We start from the raw sequence: 19,665 nt of genomic DNA on the forward strand, positions 1-19,665 counted from the left end.
ACTCCGCCCGCCTCGGCGGCACCACCGAGGCGGACGAGGTGACCGCGCGCACCGATCTTCTGTAGACACCCTTCCTCCGTCTTAACTCTCGATGGCCCCGACCGAACCCCTCGTCACCGACCTCTACACCGCCGACCCCCGTGCCCACGTGTTCGACGGGCGGATCTACGTCTACCCCTCGCACGACATCGACGCCGGCATCCCCGAGAACGACTTCGGCGACCACTTCGCGATGGAGGACTACCACGTCTTCTCGATGGACCGCGTCGGCGGCGAGGTCGTCGACCATGGCGTGGCGCTCCACCTGAAGGACGTCCCGTGGGCCGAGCGCCAGCTCTGGTCCGGCGACGCGGCCGAGAAGGACGGCCGGTACTACCTCTACTTCCCGGCCAAAGACAAAGACGGCGTCTTCCGCATCGGCGTCGCCGTGAGCGACGACCCCGGCGGCCCGTTCACGCCGCAGCCGGAGCCCATGGAGGGCAGCTTCTCCATCGACCAGAGCACGTTCCGAGACGACGACGGGACGCACTACCTCTACTGGGGCGGCATCTGGGGCGGCCAGCTCCAGCGCTGGACCACAGGCTCGTACGACCCCGACGCCCCCGAAGAACGCGACGAGGACGTCCCCGCGATTGGCCCGCGCGTGGCCCGGCTGAGCGACGACATGCTCCAGTTTGGCGAGGCGCCCCGCGAGATCCAGATCCTCGACGAGAACGGCGACCCGATCCTCCAGACCGACCACGAGCGTCGCTTTTTCGAGGCCTGCTGGATGCACAAGCACGAGGGCACGTACTACCTCTCGTACTCGACCGGCGACACGCACCTCATCGTCTACGCCACCGGCGACAACCCGTACGGCCCGTTCACCTACCAGGGCGTCGTCCTTACCCCCGTCCTCGGCTGGACGACGCACCACTCGATTGTCGAGCACGAGGGCCAGTGGTACCTGTTCTACCACGACTCGTCGCTGTCGGGTGGGAGGACGCATCTTCGCAGCATGAAGGTGGCCGAGCTCACGCACCGCCCCGACGGCTCCATCGAGACGATCCCGGGCGACCGATAGGGACCGGAGCCCGCCCCTCGATCCGCGTCATCCTGAGCGGAGCGAAGGATCTCGGCTCCCGCGGACGAGCCCGAGCCGGCGCTGGCAACGGCCTGCAACGCCGAGTTGAGATCCTTCACTGCGTTCAGGATGACGTGTGGGGCAGGATGACGTGTGGGGACGACGGGGGCGACCGGACACCCGCTCGCCGGCTCCCCCCGAACTCGCACCGAGGCGGGCGGTTGGAGGGGCCCCTCCCCCACCGCCATGTCCCGCCATGTCCTCCGCCTCGGTGCGGCGCTCGGCCTGCTCGCCGTCGCCGGGTGCGGCGACACGGCCCGCCTGAGCGTCGCCGCCGGCACCGGCCCCGACCCGACGCTCCCCCCTCCGACCTCGTCGCTCATTCCGACCGTCGGCATCGCCGACGCCGAGCCGTGGCCCGACGGGCGCCAGCCGACGCCCGCGCCGGGCCTGGCCGTGAACGCCTTCGCGTCGGGGTTCGAGCACCCGCGCTGGCTGCACGTCCTGCCCAATGGCGACGTGCTCGTGGCCGAGTCGAACGCCCCGCCGAAGGCCGGCACGAACGGGTTCGTCGGCCGCATCCGGCGCCACTTCATGAAGAAGGCCGGCTCGGCCGGCCCGAGCGCCGACCGGATCTCCCTCGTCCGCGACACCGACGGCGACGGCGTCGCCGACGTCCGCTCCGCCCTCCTCGACGGCCTCGCGTCGCCGTTCGGGATGGCGCTCGTCGACGGCCAGCTCTACGTCGCCAATAGCGCGTCGCTCGTCCGCTTCCCCTACGCGGAGGGCGACACCGCAATCACGGCGCCGGCCGACACCGTCGCGCACTTCCCGGCCGGGACGTACAACCAACATTGGACGCGGAGCCTCCTCGCCTCCCCCGACGGGAAGACGCTCTGGGTCGGCGTCGGCTCGGCGAGCAACGTCGGCGAGCACGGGCTGGACGAGGAGGTCGGCCGCGCGGCGATCTGGGCGATCGACGTGGCGACGGGCGACACGAGCCTCTACGCGACCGGCCTCCGCAACCCCGTCGGCCTCGCGGTCGAGCCCACGACGGGCGCGCTGTGGACGGCCGTCAACGAGCGCGACGAGCTGGGCAGCGACCTCGTCCCCGACTACATGACGGCGGTGCGCGAGGGCGCCTTCTATGGCTGGCCGTGGAGCTACTTCGGCGACCACGTCGACACGCGCGTCGAGCCCCGCCGTCCCGACCTCGTGGGCCAGGCCGTCGTGCCCGACTACGCACTCGGCCCGCACACGGCGTCGCTCGGCCTCGCGTGGGTCGAGGCGGGCCAGGTCGCCCCCGAGGCGGGCATGGTCGTCGGCCAGCACGGCTCGTGGAATCGGCGGCCGAAGAGCGGCTACAAGGTCGTGTTCGTGCCGTTCGCCGACGGCGAGCCCGCCGGCCCGCCGCGCGACGTCCTGACCGGCTTCCTCTCGGCGGACGAGGACGAGGCGTACGGCCGCCCCGTCGGCGTCGTGGTCGCGGCCGACGGATCGCTCCTCGTGGCCGACGACGTCGGCGACGTGATCTGGCGCGTGTCGCGCGCCGAGTAGGCCGAGGAGTCAGGCGCTCCGGCACGGAATTCCCCCTTGCGGCCGGCCGGTCCATCCCCTACTCTTGAAGCGCTTCGCCCCGCCGGCGTCGACCGCCGGTGGATCGCCATGACGCACCGCTCTCTGGCTCTGCTCGGCGTCTCGACCGCCCTCGCCCTCGGGTGCGCCTCGACGTCGCCGAACGTCGTCCCGGCCTTCACCTTCGACCTCGACGGGCACAGATACGGCATCGCCCTGGCCGAATCCGGCGCCGAGCGCGCCAACGACCTCGTCCTGCTGGAGGACGGGCGCCTGCGGCTTCGCGTCCGGGACCGCGACCAGGACGGCCGCCTCGACACGCTTTTGGTCGGAGCCATCCGGCTCGAGGAGGCGGACGCAATCTACGCCCACGGGATCGCCGAGGCCCGCGCCGCCGGCGCCTACAAGGAGCGGGAGCCGGCGCGGACGTTCTCCGTCCGCCACCTGTACCGCACGCTCGTCGTGTGGTCCGTGGCCTCGGGCGGCTCGGACTGGGAGAACCGGTTCGTGGTGTACGAGAATGCTCGCCGCGGACCCGTCGCCTCCGACGTCGACTCCGACGGGACGCTGGACGATCATCCGGAGCTCCAGGACGACTACGTCCGCGCGCTCGAAGCCGCCCGCCGGGAAGGCCGTATCGAGACGCTCGAGGACCGGGTCCGGATCTCGCTCTTGGAGGAGCGACCGCGCCGGTAAGCGCGGGCCGAGCGCGGTTTCGATCGGAGGGGTGTCCGTAAACTCCACGCGACACCCTCCCGGACTCCATGCGTCTCGCCCTCGCCGCCCTCGCGCTCGTCCCCCTGGCGGCCGCCCCCGCCGCCCAACAGCAGCTCACCACGCCCCGCGTCAGCCCTCACGCCGAGGTGAGCCAGACGGTCGGCCTGACCGAGTTGCGGGTCGACTACCACCGCCCGGCCGTGAACGACCGGCGGATCTGGGGCGACCTCGTGCCCTACGGTGAGGTCTGGCGCGCGGGCGCCAACGAGAACACCGTCTTCGAGGCGTCGACCGACGTGATGGTCGAGGGCCAGACGCTCCCCGCTGGCCGCTACGGGTTCCACACAATCCCCGGCGAGGACGAGTGGACGATCATCTTTTCGACCATCTCCTCGGCCTGGGGGTCGTACTCCTACGACCCCGCCGAGGACACCCTCCGCGTGATGGTCACCCCGCGGGAGGGCCCGGCGACGGAGCGCCTGAGCTTCCGGTTCGACGCGCCGGACGAGACGTCCGCGACGCTGGTCCTGGCGTGGGACGACCTCGAAGTGCCGGTCCGCCTGACCGTCGACACGCCCGCCGTGGTGCTGGCGAACATGGAGAGCGAGCTCCGCGGCGTCGCCGGGTTCTACTGGGAGGGCTGGGACCAGATCGCCCGCTACGCCCTCGACGCCGGCCGCCGTCCCGAGGCCGCCCTCGCCTGGGCCGAGCGGTCGCGAGAGATCCGGCCGACGTTCGGCAACACGATGACGATCGCGGCCGCCCTGGAGGCCCTCGGCCGCGCCGACGAGGCCGACGAGGCCCGCGCCGCCGCCTTCGGGCTGGCGACCGAGGACGAGGTGCGCGCCTACGCCCGCGAGCGCCGCCGCGCCGGCCGTCCCGACGAGGCCGAGGCCGCGCTCGCTCGCCTCGACGAGATCCCGTAGCCGGGTCCGGGTCGGCCCGCCTCGGCGCCGAGGCGGGGCGGGCTGAGAGCGCCTGCGACCCCACCGTCCACTCCCTGTGACACGCGGCTGACACCGCCGCCCGTCATCTTGCCGCCGCACCTCCGCAGCCGGCGATGACCCGCTCGCAGATCCCCGCCCTCCAGCGCGCCTTCGACACGTTCGAGGCGGCCCCCACGGACCGCCGCAACGCGCACCTCGCGGACTACTCGTTCCGCTTCGACGCCGACGCGCCCCGGCCGGCCGTCACGCGCCCCGACGGCCCCGGCGACTCGTGGACGCTGGCTCAGACGCTCCAGGAGATCCGGTTCCGCAACGCCCGGCTCGTCCGGACCACGCGCGGCCTCCGCGTCCGCCACGCGCACCGGATGCTCGAGCTGTCGGCGGCCGTCCGCCGCCACGCCGAGGCCGTGGATCTCTGGCTCGACCTCGACCAGCCGGCGCCCGCCCACGACTGGGACGACGAGGTCACGCTCCAGGCCGCGTGGCTCCGCGCCCGCCTCGCCTCGCCGCAGACCCCGCTCGTGCTCCGTCCCGGCGTCTCCATCACCGACTGGCCGACCTTCTCGGCGTCGGTGGAGGGCCGCCTCGTGGAGGGGCCAGACGCGCCCTGCGCCGACGGGCTCCGTCGCGACCTTCGCGACCTCTACGAGCGCTACGCCCAGACGGACGTGCGGCCGTTCGTCCGCCGCGCCGCGGCCAAGGCCGCGTGACATTCGGGGCGTCTCCTCACGGGGGCGCCCGGAGCGTGGCGCCAGTCGGCGGTAGTTTGGCGGCCCAATCTCCCTGGATCCCGCCATGTCTGCCCTTCCGACACTCGACCTCCACGCGCTGCCCGAGAAGCAGCGGCTGATGTTTTACGGCGCCCTCTTCGCCATGTCCGCCGCCGACCGCGACATGGACGAGAGCGAGGACGACCGGATCTTCGAGTCCCTCGACCTCGGCGACCTCTCGGGCGACGCGCGCAAGCAGGTGTTCCAGCTCGCCATCCAGCCGCCCCCGCTCGAGCGCTGCCTCCTCCAGTTCAAGGACGAGGACCTCGAGCTCCGGCGGGCGCTGATGCTGAATCTCATCGACGTGGTCCTGGCCGACGGTCTGATCGAGCCGGCCGAGCACGTCGGGCTCCACGAGGCCCGCGAGGTGCTCAAGCTGGACCGCGACGACATGGCCCACCTCCACGACATCGCGTTCTCGGCGCAGGGCGCCGACGTCCAGCGTCCCATCTGCCCCGCCCCGCTCTCGCAGGGCGACGCCTAGCGGTCCCCGCTCGGCATCGCACTGGGGCGGACGGGCTCAGGCCGAGGCCGCGTCCTCGCTTGCGGGCGTGCGGCCCGAGTACGGCGCCGGATCGCGCTCGACCGCGATCGGGTGCACCTCCTCGGACGGCTCGCCGACGGTCGGCGTCGTGTCCCTGTGGCCCGGTGGGTCCTCGCGGATGCCGCCGCCGACCTTCTCCGCCCAGGCCTGCGTGAACTCCGCGCCGACGAGCACGATGAGCGCGGAGTAGTAGATCCAGACGAGGAGGAGCGCCAGCGACCCGGCCGCGCCGAACGCCGACCCCGGCTCGGCCCGGCCGAGGTAGAATCCGATCGCCGTCTTGCCGATCGTGAACAGCACGGCGGTCACGATGGCACCGACGGCCACGTCGCGCCACGAGATCTCGGCGTCGGGCAGCACGCGGAAGAGGACGGCGAAGAGTGCCGCCGTCACGCCGAAGCTGACGACGAGGTTGAGGATCTGGACGCCCGTCCCGACGACGCCCTCCCCCGCGACCGACGCCGCGGCGTCACCGAGGGCGGCCAGCACCGAGCTAATCGCGAGCGACACGAGGAGTAGGAACGCGACGGTCAGCACCATCCCGAACGACAGGACCCGCTTGAAGACGAGGGAGAGGATCGGCCCGCGCTCGTCGGCGGCCTCGACCTCCCAGGCGCGGTTCAGCGCCTTCTGGAGCTGCCCGAACGCCCCGGTCGCGCCGAACAAGAGCGCCGCGATCCCGGCCAGCTTGGCGCCGAGGCCGGCGCCCAGCGTGCTCGCGTTCTCGATCATCGTCCGGACGGCGTCTGCGGCGTCGCTACCGACGGCCGACCCGACCTGTGACGTGAGCATTTCCGTCACCTCCGCTGGCCCGATGAACGCGCCGGCGAGGGCCACGATGAGCACCAGCAGGGGGGGCAGCGAGAAAACCGTGTAGTACGCGATCGCGGCGGCCAGCGAGGTCACGTCGTCGTCGCCCACCTCGCGGACGGTCGTGGTGACGAGGTCTTTTGTGAGGGGCCAGGACAGCGCCATGAGGTGGAGGCAGAGACGGGAGGCAGAAGAGAGGGGCACAGTCGGAACGCCCCGGGCGTGCTCCCGTTCGCCCCACCCCACGACTCCGGATGTGCCCCACCCCCGTCTCGACGACGACGGCCAGACCGTTATACTCGACCTCCACGGCGCTCGGATTGACGAGGCCCTCCGCCTCGCGCAGTCCCTCGTCGTGCAGGCCGCCCGGTACGGACGCTCGACGGTCCGCCTCGTCCACGGCAGTTCGACGGCCGACCGCGGCGCCGACCGCACCATCAAGGGCACGCTCCACGCCGCGCTCGACCGCGGCGACTTCGACCAGCACGTCACGTCCGACTTCCGCCAGGACTCCGTCCTGATCCTCGGCATCGCGCCGGCCCCCTCCCCCCGCCCCGGCCGCCTCCGACTGGCGGACCTCCGCTAGATGGACCGACCCCGCATCGGCGTCACGACGTCGCTCAACCCCACCGACACCGGCGCCCGTGAACAGCGCCTCGACCTCGCCTACGTCCGTGCGGTCGAGCGCGCTGGCGGGCTCCCCCTCATCGTCCCGATGCTCGCGACCGACGAGGCTGCGGAAGCGTTCGCCGCCCTCCTCGATGGCCTCGTCGTGACCGGCGGCCCCGCCGTCACCGACGGGCTCGTGGGCGACCTCCCCGACGACATCGACGAGACCGACCCCGACCGGGTCGCGTCCGACGTCCGCGTCCTCCGCGCCTTCCTCGACGCCCGCCGGCCGACGCTCGGCATCTGCTACGGGATGCAGCTCGCGAGCGCCCTTCGGGGCGGCACGATCTACGCGGACGTCGAGCGCCAGGTCGAGGGGACGGCCGTCCACAGCCGGGGACGGGGCGGGACGGTCCATCCCACGCAGGTCATCGAGGGCACGCGGCTGCGGCAGATCGTCGGGCGGGACGAGATCGAGGTCAACACGCGCCACGTGCAGGCCGTGGCGGAGCCGGGCCACGGGCTCGTCGTCTCGGCTCGGGCTCCCGACGGGACCATCGAGGCGATCGAAAGCGCCGACGGGACGTTCATCGGCCTCCAGTTCCATCCCGAAGCGATGGAGCCCCCCCTGGACGCGGTGTTCGAGGATCTGGTCGCACGTGCGCGCGAGGCCCGGCGCTAGTCCTACACCGGGCTTCCGTGAGGAACCGTCGGGGTCTCGGCCCGGTTTTTGAAGGAACAGAGAGCGACTGAATCCTACTTCTTGCACATGTCCATCCCGCCCGATCCCTTCCGCCCGATCCCGAACGACGACGACCACCTCGTCGACGCAGAAGGCGCTCCCGTCGACGAGCACGATGACCTTTCTGTGGGAGGCGCGAGCGGCCGGCGTCGGTTCCGCGAGGCCGCGCTGATCCCGCTCGTCGCCCTCGCTGGGATGGTGGCGATCGCGGTCGTGGCCTTTGCCGCCTCGGGCGGGGAGATGCGCCCCGCCCAGTCCGCCGAGCGGCCCCAGTCCGAGACCGAGGTGGAGGACCCCGTCGTCCCGTTCAGCCCGGACGACCCGTATACGTTCCGCGGGCTCGACATCCACCCCGACCGGCTCTACGGCCAGTACTTCGCCGGCGCCTTCGCCGCGCTCCCGGCCGACGCCAGCGCGGAGAGCAACCACCTCGCTGACTTCCGCTGGCGCCTCGACATGTACCGCAAGGCGTACGGCGTCGACGACAACTTCACCGTGCGCGTCCTCGACGACCGGACGGGCGAGACCTTGGAGGTCTACCAGCTCCGCGACGTCAAGGACCGTTTCGACGGCCGCGGCCAGGCCGACTGGGACGCCGTCAACCGCGAGCGCCGGACGGCCACGACGCGGCTCCGCGACAAGTGGAAGTCCTACGGCATCCCGGAGGACGCCATCGTCATCCGCTGGGGCTACGCCGACCAGACGCTCGAGGCCCGCGAGCGCGACGCCCGCTACCTGACCTACGAGGTGAACCTCGCCCGGCGTCTCGGCCTCAGCGTGCTCGCCACGGAGATCGGGACCGTCGAGACGTTCAACCAGGACCAGCTCGTGTCGTCGGTCGGCGCGCGGAGCCGGTACCAGATGATGCCGGACATCCTGCAGATGTTCGACGTCGAGCAGTACCGCGTGCCCGTGGCGTCGGGTGGAAGCGTCGAGGTCCGCGAGGAGCGACACCCGCTCCTGGCGATGGAGCCGTACATGATGCTCGTCCGTGCGTATTCGAACTCCGTCGGTCACGAGCTCCCCGGCATCTCGGCGTACCACACGGGCCCCGGAAACATCTTCAAGCTGTACCGGGAGTACATCCGCGCCAACCCCGGCCGGGCCCGCGGCGAGCACGTTTCCGACGCCTACATGTGGGGCGTGACGGACGGGTTCGAACAGGTCGACGCCGTGTCGAGCTTCGGGCCGCAGTCGCGGGTCTACCTCCTCAAGGCGTACGGCGCCCTCCGCGCGACCGAGGACCGGGTGATCGACCCGGCCGCCTCGATCCACGCCGAGCGGGTCCGGATCAAGCCGGGCACGACGGTCAGCCTGTCGCAGATCCTGACGGCCCTCGAGCCGCACCAGCGCCGCCTCGAGTGGGGCCCGATTGACGGCTCGACGATGTACGAGCGGTTCCGCGACCTGAACAAGCACATCGACCTGCCGATGTCGCCGTCCGGCGGGGTGCCCGCCTCGGGCGACCTCCGCCTGTCCTCGTCCTCGCGCGACGGGAAGCCGGTCCGGTTCTTCCTTCCCGAAGGCGCGACCGCCGTGCTCCGCGGCGTCGGCCTCGACGTGATCGGCGAGGTCGACGTGTTCGACGAGCGGACGCACCTGCTCGACGAGGACGAGGTGACCTCCGCCGACCGCGCCTACCAGCGGCTCGTGGCCGACGCCGGCCGGTTCGGCTTCACGCGCTCGGCCCAGCAGCGCCTCGAGACGATCCACGATCAGCTGCAGGAGCTCGCGGCCCAGAACCCGGACTCTCGGTACCGCCAGACCCAGGCGAAGGTGGCCCGCATCCACCGCTCGATCTGGCGGACGTCGTCGTTCCGCGACCTCGTCGCCACGACCGAGACGCTGCTCTCCGTCGACCCCCGCGTCAACCTCGGCCGCCAGCCGGTCGCCGACCTCACGCCGGACTCGACCCCCACGCCCCGTCCGCGGACCCAGGTCGACCCCATCCCGGCCAAGCCGCCGACGATGGAGGACGACGTCCGGTACGAGTAGACCCCCGAGGCCGGCCCGGTCGGCCGGCCTCGGTCAGTCGGCCGGCGTCGAGACGAGGGTGCCCTGCATGAACCGGAAGTGGCCGGGGTAGGTGCAGAGGAACGGGTAGCGCCCCGGCGGCGGCATCGTAAACACGACGGCCGTCCGTTGCCCCGGCCGCGCGAGGGGCGTGTAGAACAGGATGGCCTCGTCCTCCGGGATGTTGTCGGGCGCCCCGGCGGCCTCTCGACCGACCCGCTCGACGGCCGCCTCGGACTGGACCACGACGACGTTGTGGACCATCGCCGGGCTCGTCGTCGTGGAGTTGTCCATGACGAGGCGGACCGTCGCTCCGGCCGGCGCTGTGACCTCGCCAACCGCATAGCTCATCGCGTTCCGGACGGCCGGCACGACGAGCTCCTGATCGACCTCCTGCGCGAAGATCGCCTGCTGTTCCGGCGACGGACCGGGCGGCTCGGCGCACCCCGCGCCCAGCCACACGAGGGCGGCCGCGACGACGCCGAGGCGGCCGACCCTGACGGCCGCACTCGGGGACCCAGCGCTCCTCATCCGTCCCGTCACACCTAGAAGGACCACGCCGCGTCGTCTTCTTCGGTCCGCCGGCGGGCACGGCGCATGAGCGTGTCGTGGAAGGCGCGCACCTTCTCGTTCTCCCCCGGCCAGCGGAGCGAGTAGCGGCCGTCTGCCCCGAGGTCCCACGCCTGGCGGTTGTCTTCGAGACAGAATTTGAGCGTCCGCTTGAGCCGAGCCCGGGCCGTCTCGTCCTCGACGGGTGCGACCACCTCAACGCGGTCGTCCAGGTTGCGACGCATCCAGTCGGCCGAGCCGATGTAGGTCTCGTCGTCGCCGCCGTTGTGGAAGTAGTAGATCCGGCTGTGCTCAAGGAAGCGGCCGACGATCGACACGATGCGGACGTTCTCAGAGTAGCCCTCGACCCCGGGCCGCATCCGGGTGTGGCCGCGGACGATGAGGTCGATCTGGACGCCGGCCCGGCTCGCGCAGTACAGCTCCTGGATGATCCCGACGTCGTCGAGCGCGTTCATCTTGGCGATGATCCGCGCCTTGCGCCCGGCCTTCGCGTGGGCCACCTCGCGGCGGATGAGGGACACGAACCGGGAGCGGAGGTCGCGAGGAGCGACCGCCAGCGTCTGGTACTCCTGCTCCGGCGCGTAGCCGGTCAGGAAGTGGAACAGGCCGACGAGGTCCTCGCCGATGTCCTCGCGGCACGTGAACAGGCCGAAGTCGGTGTAGAAGCGGGCCGTCGTGGGGTTGTAGTTGCCCGTGCCGAGGTGGCAGTACGTGCGGAGCCCGCCGGGCTCCTCGCGGACGATGAGCGTCGTCTTGGCGTGCGTCTTCAGGCCGACGAGGCCGTACGCGACGTGCGCCCCCGTCCGCTCCAGCCGCTGCGCCCACTCGATGTTGTTCTCCTCGTCGAACCGGGCCTTGAGCTCGACGAGAGCCGCGACCTGTTTGCCCGCCTCGGCCGCTCGGATGAGGGACCGAACGATGGGACTGTCCTGACTGGTCCGGTAGAGCGTCAGCTTGATGGCGAGGACGCGGGGGTCCTCGGCGGCCTCCTCGATGAACCGCTGGGTCGAGGCGGCGAAGCTCTCGTACGGGTGGTGGACGAGCAGATCGCCCTTCCGGATGACGGAGAACATGTCGTCGTCGTCCTCCATCACCATGTGGCGCAGACGGATCGGGACGACGGGCTCCCACGGGAGATCCTTCAGGTCGGACCGGTCGACCTTGTAGAGGGCCTCGAGGCCGGCGAGGTCGAGCAGGCCGTCGACCTCGACGACGTCCTCGGGCTCGGTGAGGTTGAGCTCGCGGCGGAGCAGCTCGCGGACGCGGTCGGGCATCTCGGCCTCGACCTCGAGGCGGACGACCTCGGAGAACTTCCGCTCGCGGAGCTCCTCGGAGATCATCGACAGGAGGTCGTCGGCCTCCTCCTCGCTCCGGTCGACGCTCGCGTTGCGCGTGACGCGGAAGGCGTAGACGCCCTCGACGTCCATGCCGCGGAAGAGCTCCTCGGCGTTGTTGGCGATCAGGTCCTCGATGGCCACGAACTCGCCCTCGGACCCGTCGACGGGCATGAACCGAGCGCGGCCCGTGGGGACCTTCAGTCGGGCGAAGTGCTCGGTCCCGCGCGTCGGGTGGCGGAGCGTGACCGCCAGCGACAGCGACAGGTTCGAGATGAACGGGAACGGGTGGCCCGAGTCGACCGCGAGCGGCGTGAGGATCGGGAAGATGGTGCCGCGGAAGACCCGGTCGAGCTCGGCCTGCTCGTCGTCCTCCAGGCTGTCGTACTCGCGGACGACGACGCCGGCGGCGGCCAGTTCGGGGCGGAGCTCGTCCTCCCACACGCGCGAGAGCTCGGCCTGCATATCGAGCACGGCGGCCGTCGTGAGCTCGAGCTGCTCGCGCGGCGTCCGCCCGTCGGGCGAGAGCGCGCGGACGCCAGCGCCGAGCTGGCGCTTGAGACCCCCGATTCGCTTGCGGTAAAACTCGTCGAGGTTGTTGGCCGTGATCGCCACGAACCGGACGCGCTCCAGCAGCGGCACCCGCTCGTCGAGGGCCTGAAAAAAGACGCGCCAGTTGAAGTCGATCCAGCTCAGCTCGCGGTTGAAATAGAGCGCGGGGTGGTCGAGCGGGGCGCCGTCGGGCACCTCGACGGGCTCCACGGCGAGCGCGAGCTCCTGGTCGAGCGTCGGCTCCGGGGGCACGGCAGCGGTCTCGAGGGCAGGCGCCGCGTCGTCCGCGTCGGCCTCAGGCGTTGCGGCGGGCAGGTCGGGGAGGCCGTCGCCGGGCGTCGGCGTCGTCTCGGCGGTGGGTTCGTCGGCCATGGGTCTGGGGGGGGCGGCAAGGTAGAACGGGCGAGCCGTCCCCGCGCTCCCGAGGCGGGCGGAGTCCTCGCGGAAGCGTCGTTCCGTTGTCCGGGCCCGATCTGGCCGGGAGGCCAACCGATCCGACCGGCCCTCGCCGATCTCGCCGCTCGCGTCGCCCTGCTCGTTCAGACCGAGGCCGACCCGATCCTCGGCGCCCCGCGCGGAGGCCCCTGCCTCGGGAGGCCGTCGGGCCGGGTCAGCCCTCCCACTCCATGAACTCGCCTCGGTCGATCGTCCTCCGCAGCGCGTTCAGTTCGTTCACCTGGGCCTGGAGGTCGGCGATGTCCTCGCCGGCCCGCTCGCGCGACTGGATCTCCGCCATCGTCGCCGTGATCGCCTCTTGGACGCGATCGAGCTTGAGGAGCCGCATCGACGACGTCGCGGTCTCGAACGGCGCGCTGTCCCGCCCCTTGACGGTCGTCCCGACCTTCGCCTTCCAGTTGTCGGTGCTGAGGCCGTGCCGCTCGGCGAGGGCCTCGGCGACGAGCACACGCGCGGACTCGCCGTGCTCGCCGCGAACGAACGGGCCCGCGTCGATGGCGCCGGCCTCGAACTGGGCGATCAGGGCCTGGACGATCTCCCGCGGCGCCCCGGGCGTGAACTCGTCGACGCCCATCCGGGTGAGGACGTGCTCGACCATCGGCGTGCCGTGTTCGAGCATGAGCCGGATCAAGGACTCCTCCTCCGGTCGGAGCTCCGGAAGAGGGGGCGGCGTGCTCTCCTGGAACTCCGCGGTCTCAGGCTCGGGCCGAGGGCGCAACCGAGGCGGGGCCTGTCCCTCGAACTGGCGGCGGAGGTCGGTCTCGTAGACGTCGAGGAGCGCGGCGGCGCGGCGGAGGTACTCACCCGACTGGATCGGGTCGCCGAGCCGCTTGATCGTGCGGAGCACCTCGCGGACGGCGTCGCTCTTGCCCTCGGGCGTGGCGAGCGCGCCGGACTGGCGGGCCTGCAGCACGAGGAACTCGACGAAGTCCAGCCGCTCGTCGCGGAGGATGCCCCGGAACGCGTCGGCGCCGAACTGGCGGACGAACGAGTCGGGGTCGGCGCCGTCCGGCAGCGAGACGGCGTACGGCGCCAGGCCAGCGTCGAGGGCGACGTCGACCCCCTTCCGTGCGGCGCCCTGCCCCGCCGCGTCGGCGTCGAAGAGCAGAACGAGGCGCTGGACGTCGAGCTTCTTCAGGAGGTCCATCTGCTGCGGCGTCAGCGCCGTGCCGCTGGCGGCGACGACGTTGCGGACGCCGGCGTCCCACAGCGACACCACATCGGCGTAGCCCTCGACCACAACGGCCTCGCGCTCCGTCCGGATCGACCGCTTGGCCTGCTTCATCCCGTACAGCACGCGGGACTTGTGGTAGACCTCGGTCTCGGGCGAGTTGACGTACTTGGCCGGCGTGTAGTCGTCGCTGCCCGTCTGGGTGTCCGGTAGGATCCGCCCGCCGAAGCCGAGCACCTTCCCGATGGGCGACAGGATCGGGAACATGAGCCGGTCGCGGAACACGTCGTAGTGGCCGCCGCCATTCCGCTCCTTCGCCAGCCCGACGGCCTCCAGAACCTCCGGCTTGTACCCCGCCTCGGTGGCCGTGCGGACGAGGCCGTCCCAGGCGGGCGTCGCGACGCCGATGCCGAACTCGCGGACGGCGTCCTTCGAGAACCCCCGCTTGCGGAGGTACTCGACGCCGCGCTCACCGTCCGGCGTCCCGAGCGTCGTGTAGAAGTAGCCCGCCGCAAACCGGAGCGCGGCGTGCATCGCGCCGCGGCGGTCGGCCTCCGGGCTCGTGCCCTCCTCCCGGATCTCGATGCCCGCTCGGTCGGCCAAGAGCCGGACGGCGTCCAGGAACCCGACGCCCTCGATCTCCTCCACGAACTTGAACACGTCGCCACCGCGCCGGCAGCCAAAGCAGTAGTACAGGTTCTGCGACGGGTCGACCGAGAACGACGGGGACTTCTCGTTGTGGAACGGGCAGAGGCCCATGAACCGCTGGCCCTGCTTTTTGAGGCGCACGCGGTCGCTCACGACGTCAACGAGGTCGGAGGCCGCGCGGACCTCGTCGATGGTGGCGTCTGGGATTCCGGGCATGGGCGTGGCGGGGGCCGGCAGTTTACCCCGGGAGCGTCGGGCGGCGCGCGACGTCGGCGGGGTCCCACGTGACGGCGTCGCCCACCGCGAGGGTCCCCGACGACACCACCGAGGCGCGGAGGCCGCCGCGCCGGACGAGCGCGTCGAAGATCCGGTCCTGCCCCGTCACGCGGACGAGGTACTTGCACGGCGCGCACAGGCGGACGCCTTCGAACCGCGCGCCGCCGATGGCGAAGGGGACCCCGCGGAGGTCGTCGAGCGGCACGCCCTCGACGACGAGGTTGCGGCGGTGCTGGCCCTCGGCGATCGCGACGCCGAACTCGGCCTCGGCCGCCTCGATGGCCTCGGCGGCGATGAGCGTCACGTCGCGCCCCTTGCCGGGCCAGCGGCTGAACGACCCCTCGCCGGCGGCATACCGATCGCCTTCCAGCCCGCGCCCTGCGACCGCCTCGGCGCGGCCGACGCGGCGGACGGGGGCGCCCGCAGCCGGGGCCAGATAAATGTCAAGGAGACCACCAGGCATGGGACGGAACGGGGGCGAGGGCTCGTCGGTCAACGCCCTCCCCTCTCCCAGGTCCCATGTCCGAAACGCCCACCTCCCCCCAGGACGCCGAGCCGACCGACGACGACATCACTCAGGTAGACCAGGAAATCCCGCCCACGCCGCAGGGCCGGGCCGACGACGACACGGACGTCCGTGACGACGACGGCGACACCGACGTCTCCCCCACCGACTAGCGCCGTGCCCCTCGCCGCCACCGCCACCGACCTCGGCGCCCGATTCGCCGAGGTCCGCGCCTTTACCGAGTCGCTCTGCGACGGTCTCGCTACCGAGGACTTCGTCGTCCAGTCGATGGAGGACGTCTCCCCCACCAAGTGGCACCTCGCCCACACGACGTGGTTCTGGGAGACCTTCGTTCTCACGCCGTTCGCCGACGGCTACCAACTCTACGACGAGCGCTACCCGTTCCTCTTCAACAGCTACTACGTCCAGGCCGGCGAGCGCCATTGCCGCGCCCAGCGCGGCTACCTCTCGCGCCCGACGGTCGAGGAGGTGTTCGCCTACCGTCGCCACGTCGATGAGGCGATGGCTGAGTTCCTCGACGGCTTCGCCGAGGCGGACCGGCCCGAGGTGGCCGACGTGATCGAAGTCGGGCTCCACCACGAGCAGCAGCACCAGGAGCTGATGCTGACCGACCTCAAGCACGTGTTCGCCGTCAACCCGCTGCGGCCGGCATTCCGTGAGCCCGTCGACGTGCCGTCGGTCGACCCCGGTCCTCTCGGGTGGCGCCCTTTCGAGGCAGGGCTCCACGAGGTCGGGTTCGAGTCGCAGGACGCGACCACGAGCCGCGGGCGGTTCCACTTCGATAACGAGCGCCCGCGGCACCGCCAGTTCGTGGAGGCCTTCGAGATCGCCGACCGCCTCGTGACGTGCGGGGAGTACCTCGCGTTCATGGCCGACGGCGGCTACGACGACACGCCGCTGTGGCTGTCGCTCGGCTGGGCGTCGCGCGTCGAGAACGAGTGGACCGAGCCGTTCTACTGGGAACGCGACGAGGCCTCGCCGACCGGCTACTCCGTGTTCACGCTGTCGGGGATGAAGCCGGTCGACCCGAACGAGCCGGTCTCCCACCTCAGCTGCTTCGAGGCCGACGCGTTCGCCCGCTGGGCCGGCGCCCGGCTGCCGAGCGAGTTCGAGTGGGAGGTCGCCGCTCGGACGGTCTGGGACGGCACCGGTGACGCCCCCGGCCCCTTCGCCGACGCCGGCCGCTTCCACCCCACCCCGGCCGTGCCGGTCGGTGGCGACGGGACGCCCGCCGAGAGCCCCGCGCTCCGCCAGATGTACGGCGAGGTGTGGCAGTGGACGCACAGCCAGTACACGCCCTACCCTGGCTACAAGCCCGTCGAGGGCGCCCTCGGAGAGTACAACGGCAAGTTCATGGCGAACCAGTTCGTGCTCCGCGGCGGGAGCGTCGCCACGAGCCGGAGCCACATCCGCCCGACCTACCGCAACTTCTTCCCCCCCGACGCAACGTGGCAGTTCACCGGCCTCCGCCTCGCCCGCTCGTGACGCCGCCGTCCCTGCCGGAGGAGCCCGAACTGGAGACGGACGCGCCCGCCTCGGCCTTCGGCCGGGACGTGCTGGCGGGCCTCGCCGAGCGGCCCCGCGCGATACCGGCCAAGTACTTCTACGACGAGCGCGGCTCGCGCCTCTTCGACGCCATCACGCGGCTCGACGCCTACTACCCCACCCGGACCGAGCGCCAGATCCTGCTCGACCACGCCGACGAGATGGTCGAGGCCATCGGCAAAAACGCGGCGCTGGTCGAATACGGGAGCGGGTCGAGCGAGAAGACGCGCATCCTTCTCGACGCCCTCCACGCGCGCCGGACGCTCGCGGCCTACGTCCCCATCGACATCTCGGCGGCGTTCCTGGAACAGACCGCCGTGTCGCTCCGAGAAGCCTACCCCGGGCTTCCGGTCCTCCCCGTCGCGGCCGACTACACGCGGGCCTTCGACCTCCCGGAGCTCCCGTCCGAGACCTCCCGCGTCGTCGTGTTCTTCCCCGGCTCGACGGTCGGCAACTTTACCCAGCCGGAGGCGCGCGACTTCCTCCGCCACGTCGCCGAGGTGGCCGGGCCCGACGGCGCGCTCCTCATTGGCGTCGACCAGTGGAAGGACGAGGACGTCCTCCGCCGTGCCTACGACGACCCCGAGGGCGTCACGGCCGAGTTCAACCTGAACGTACTCCGCCGCATCAACCGCGAACTCGACGGGGACGCCGATCTCGACGCGTGGGCGCACGAGGTCCGCCTCGACGACGACCCGCCGCGGGTGGAGATGCACCTCCGGTCCTTGGTAGACCAGACGCTGACCGTGCTGGGGGAGCGCTTCAGGTTCGAGGCCGGCGAGTCGATCCACACGGAGGACTCCCACAAGTTCGGCCCCGACGGGCTGGCCTCTCTCGCCGAGGACGCCGGCCTCGTGCGGCGCCGGCGGTGGACCGACCCCAGGGGCTGGTTCGCCGTCGAGCTCTACGAAACAGCCGACGCCCGACCGCACTAGCTTCCCCTATGGGCAAGAAGAAAAAGAAGGTCCCCCGCAAGATCCTCGGCGTCGACATCGGCGGGTCAGGGATCAAGGGGGCGCCGGTCCACACTAAGAAGGGCATCCTCCTCGAAGAGCGGCACCGGATCCCGACGCCGCAGCCGGCCACGCCGAAGGCCGTCGCCGAGACGATGCGGCAGGTGATGGAGGCTCACGGGTGGAAGAAGGCGCTCGGCTGCACGGTCCCGGGCCGCGTGGTTCGGGGCATCGTCCAGACCGCGGCCAACATCGACGACTCGTGGATCGGGACCGATGCGCAGAAGCTGTTCAGCGACACCTGCGGCGTCCCCGTCGCCGTCCTCAACGACGCCGACGCGGCCGGACTGGCCGAGATGACGTTCGGCGCCGGCAAGGGGGCGAATGGCACCGTGCTCCTCCTGACGTTCGGGACGGGCATCGGCAGCGCGCTCTTCACCGACGGCCACCTCGTGCCCAACACGGAGTTCGGCCACATAAAGTTCGACAAGCGGATCGCCGAGCACGTCGCGGCGGACTCGATCCGCTCGAAGGAGCACCTGTCGTGGGAGCGCTGGGCGAAAAAGCGCGTGCGACCCGTGCTGGCGATGTACGAGTTCATCCTCTCCCCCGACCTCATCATCGTCGGCGGTGGCGTCAGTCGACCCGACCGGTGGGAGCAGTTCGGGAAGTTCTTGGACACGAAGGCCCGGATCGTCCCCGCCGCCCTCGGTAACGAGGCGGGCATCGTCGGCGCGGCGCTCGCGGCCCGGCGCATGCTGAAGGGGTAGGGCTCGCGGGGACGGGGGTCCAGGGAAATGGGAATCGGGCAGATGGCGGCGCCAGTCGGCGCGATCATGTCCTGCCTCTCCGTTGGCTCTGCCGGTTCCCATCTCCTCCCCCCGCTATCCGTGATCGAGCTTGACCGCGACGCCCCGCTTCCCCTCGCCGAGCAGCTCGTCGAGGCCATGCGGTACGAGATCGCCTCGGGCCGGTACCGGCCGGGGGCCCGGCTGCCCTCGACACGGCAGCTCGGGGACCAGCTCGGGATCTCGTTCCACACGGTCCGCAAGGGGTACCAGCGACTGGCCGAGGAGGGCATCGTCGACGTCCGGCGGGGCGGCGGGTACATCGTCGTCGAGCGCCAGGCGCTGTCCCGGGCCGAGCGGCTGGAGCGGGGGGCCGGCGTCGTCGAGGAGGCGCTACACAAGCTGGTCGGCCTCGGGCTCAGCGACGACGAGGTGGACTACGTCGTCCAGGAGGGGCTGCAGTTTTTCGAGCGGCCGGGGCCGAGGCGGACGCTCGTGTTCGCGGCGGGCTACCGGGAGCTGGCGGAGAGCGGAGCGGAACAGGCCGGGGCCGCGCTCCAAGAGCGGGTGACGCCGTCGTTGCTCACGGAGCTCACCGCGCTCGATGCGCTCGACGGGCTCGTCGTCGCCCTCCCCGATCTCCGCGCAGCCCGCCGCGCACGCCCGCAGGCCGAGATCGTCGGCGCGGCGGTCGAGTACCCGCTCGACGTGTTGGAGCAGATCGCGCGGCTGGGGCCCGGCGAGTCGCTCGGGCTCGTCACGCGGCACGCCGACGCCGTCGCGCCGCTCTCCGACGAGCTCCGCCAGCGGACGGGGTTTGCCGGCCCGCTCCTCGGCCTGCCCGTCGACGCCGACCGGCGGCAGCTCGAGACGGTCGTCCGCCAGTCGGCGTTCGTGGCGTTCACGCCGCAGGCCCGCCGGCGCGTCCGCCCCGTGCTGACGGCGCTCGACACGCCCAACGCCGAGCTGGCGCCGACGCTGGCGCCGGCCTCGCTCGCCCGCCTCCGCGACGCCCTGGCGGTGTGAGGGAGACAAGGAGCGGTCCCTGTCGAGACG

At 71.7% G+C, this 19,665-nt stretch carries 19 protein-coding genes; 14 read left to right on the forward strand and 5 right to left on the reverse strand.

Features of this window, described 5'->3' with window-relative positions; all coding sequences use genetic code 11:
• Positions 1-91: 91 nt before the first annotated feature.
• The 6 genes from BSZ37_RS13675 to BSZ37_RS13700 all read left to right on the forward strand — a co-directional run bounded on the left by BSZ37_RS13675 (position 92) and on the right by BSZ37_RS13700 (position 5,556).
• Complete coding sequence (locus BSZ37_RS13675) at positions 92-1,063, forward strand: glycoside hydrolase family 43 protein (RefSeq protein ID WP_095511087.1); 972 nt, start codon at positions 92-94, stop codon at positions 1,061-1,063.
• A 246-nt stretch (positions 1,064-1,309) separates the two neighbouring features.
• Entirely contained in the window at positions 1,310-2,620 is a 1,311-nt protein-coding gene (locus BSZ37_RS13680; RefSeq protein WP_095511088.1) for a PQQ-dependent sugar dehydrogenase, read from the forward strand.
• 108 nt (positions 2,621-2,728) lie between these two features.
• Positions 2,729-3,334, forward strand: coding sequence for a hypothetical protein (locus BSZ37_RS13685; protein WP_095511089.1), 606 nt, complete (start codon positions 2,729-2,731; stop codon positions 3,332-3,334).
• A gap of 68 nt (positions 3,335-3,402) precedes the next feature.
• The gene (locus tag BSZ37_RS22380; RefSeq protein WP_218830502.1) at positions 3,403-4,281 is read left to right on the forward strand and encodes a DUF2911 domain-containing protein; all 879 of its coding nucleotides are present in this window, start codon (positions 3,403-3,405) and stop codon (positions 4,279-4,281) included.
• A gap of 134 nt (positions 4,282-4,415) precedes the next feature.
• Positions 4,416-5,012, forward strand: a complete 597-nt coding sequence (locus BSZ37_RS22075; protein ID WP_095511090.1) for a hypothetical protein — start codon at positions 4,416-4,418, stop codon at positions 5,010-5,012.
• 85 nt (positions 5,013-5,097) lie between these two features.
• Positions 5,098-5,556, forward strand: coding sequence for a TerB family tellurite resistance protein (locus BSZ37_RS13700; RefSeq protein WP_095511091.1), 459 nt, complete (start codon positions 5,098-5,100; stop codon positions 5,554-5,556).
• 36 nt (positions 5,557-5,592) lie between these two features.
• Here BSZ37_RS13700 and BSZ37_RS13705 read toward each other — a convergent pair whose 3' ends face one another.
• A complete protein-coding gene (locus BSZ37_RS13705) occupies positions 5,593-6,591 on the reverse strand; it encodes a YihY/virulence factor BrkB family protein (RefSeq protein WP_143537665.1) in 999 nt (332 codons plus the stop codon).
• 91 nt (positions 6,592-6,682) lie between these two features.
• Between BSZ37_RS13705 and BSZ37_RS21580 the strand changes: the two genes are divergently transcribed.
• The 3 genes from BSZ37_RS21580 to BSZ37_RS13715 all read left to right on the forward strand — a co-directional run bounded on the left by BSZ37_RS21580 (position 6,683) and on the right by BSZ37_RS13715 (position 9,772).
• Positions 6,683-7,012: a Smr/MutS family protein gene (locus BSZ37_RS21580; protein ID WP_179299638.1), complete on the forward strand. Its 330-nt coding sequence runs from the start codon at positions 6,683-6,685 to the stop codon at positions 7,010-7,012.
• Positions 7,013-7,717 carry a gamma-glutamyl-gamma-aminobutyrate hydrolase family protein gene (locus tag BSZ37_RS13710; RefSeq protein WP_095511093.1) on the forward strand — a complete coding sequence of 235 codons (705 nt, stop codon included), beginning with the start codon at positions 7,013-7,015 and terminating at the stop codon, positions 7,715-7,717. It abuts the gene before it with no gap.
• An 87-nt stretch (positions 7,718-7,804) separates the two neighbouring features.
• Positions 7,805-9,772, forward strand: a complete 1,968-nt coding sequence (locus tag BSZ37_RS13715) for a hypothetical protein (RefSeq protein ID WP_095511094.1) — start codon at positions 7,805-7,807, stop codon at positions 9,770-9,772.
• 33 nt (positions 9,773-9,805) lie between these two features.
• On the opposite strand, the gene BSZ37_RS13720 is transcribed toward BSZ37_RS13715, so the two are convergent.
• From BSZ37_RS13720 to BSZ37_RS13735, 4 genes are all read right to left on the reverse strand, one after another.
• Positions 9,806-10,321 (reverse strand): cupredoxin domain-containing protein, encoded by a 516-nt coding sequence (locus BSZ37_RS13720; protein ID WP_095511095.1) that lies wholly within the window; start codon positions 10,319-10,321, stop codon positions 9,806-9,808.
• A 14-nt stretch (positions 10,322-10,335) separates the two neighbouring features.
• Entirely contained in the window at positions 10,336-12,618 is a 2,283-nt protein-coding gene (gene ppk1, locus BSZ37_RS13725) for a polyphosphate kinase 1 (protein ID WP_095511096.1), read from the reverse strand.
• 238 nt (positions 12,619-12,856) lie between these two features.
• Positions 12,857-14,737 carry a DNA primase gene (dnaG, locus tag BSZ37_RS13730; RefSeq protein WP_095511097.1) on the reverse strand — a complete coding sequence of 627 codons (1,881 nt, stop codon included), beginning with the start codon at positions 14,735-14,737 and terminating at the stop codon, positions 12,857-12,859.
• Positions 14,738-14,759: 22 nt separating this feature from the next.
• Positions 14,760-15,260: an MOSC domain-containing protein gene (locus BSZ37_RS13735; RefSeq protein ID WP_095511098.1), complete on the reverse strand. Its 501-nt coding sequence runs from the start codon at positions 15,258-15,260 to the stop codon at positions 14,760-14,762.
• 56 nt (positions 15,261-15,316) lie between these two features.
• Here BSZ37_RS13735 and BSZ37_RS22080 point away from each other — a divergent pair, with 56 nt between their 5' ends.
• From BSZ37_RS22080 to BSZ37_RS13755, 5 genes are all read left to right on the forward strand, one after another.
• Positions 15,317-15,475 (forward strand): hypothetical protein, encoded by a 159-nt coding sequence (locus BSZ37_RS22080; protein WP_179299639.1) that lies wholly within the window; start codon positions 15,317-15,319, stop codon positions 15,473-15,475.
• Between the two features lie 4 nt (positions 15,476-15,479).
• Positions 15,480-16,808 carry an ergothioneine biosynthesis protein EgtB gene (egtB, locus tag BSZ37_RS13740; protein ID WP_095511099.1) on the forward strand — a complete coding sequence of 443 codons (1,329 nt, stop codon included), beginning with the start codon at positions 15,480-15,482 and terminating at the stop codon, positions 16,806-16,808.
• Entirely contained in the window at positions 16,805-17,803 is a 999-nt protein-coding gene (gene egtD, locus BSZ37_RS13745; protein WP_218830503.1) for an L-histidine N(alpha)-methyltransferase, read from the forward strand. The genes egtB and egtD overlap by 4 nt, the downstream gene beginning before the upstream one ends.
• 8 nt (positions 17,804-17,811) lie before the next feature.
• Complete coding sequence (gene ppgK, locus BSZ37_RS13750) at positions 17,812-18,591, forward strand: polyphosphate--glucose phosphotransferase (RefSeq protein WP_095511100.1); 780 nt, start codon at positions 17,812-17,814, stop codon at positions 18,589-18,591.
• Between the two features lie 120 nt (positions 18,592-18,711).
• Entirely contained in the window at positions 18,712-19,635 is a 924-nt protein-coding gene (locus BSZ37_RS13755) for a GntR family transcriptional regulator (protein WP_179299640.1), read from the forward strand.
• The last annotated feature ends 30 nt before the right edge of the window (positions 19,636-19,665 follow it).

The sequence above is a fragment of the Rubrivirga marina genome, assembly GCF_002283365.1.
Taxonomy (GTDB): domain Bacteria; phylum Bacteroidota; class Rhodothermia; order Rhodothermales; family Rubricoccaceae; genus Rubrivirga; species Rubrivirga marina.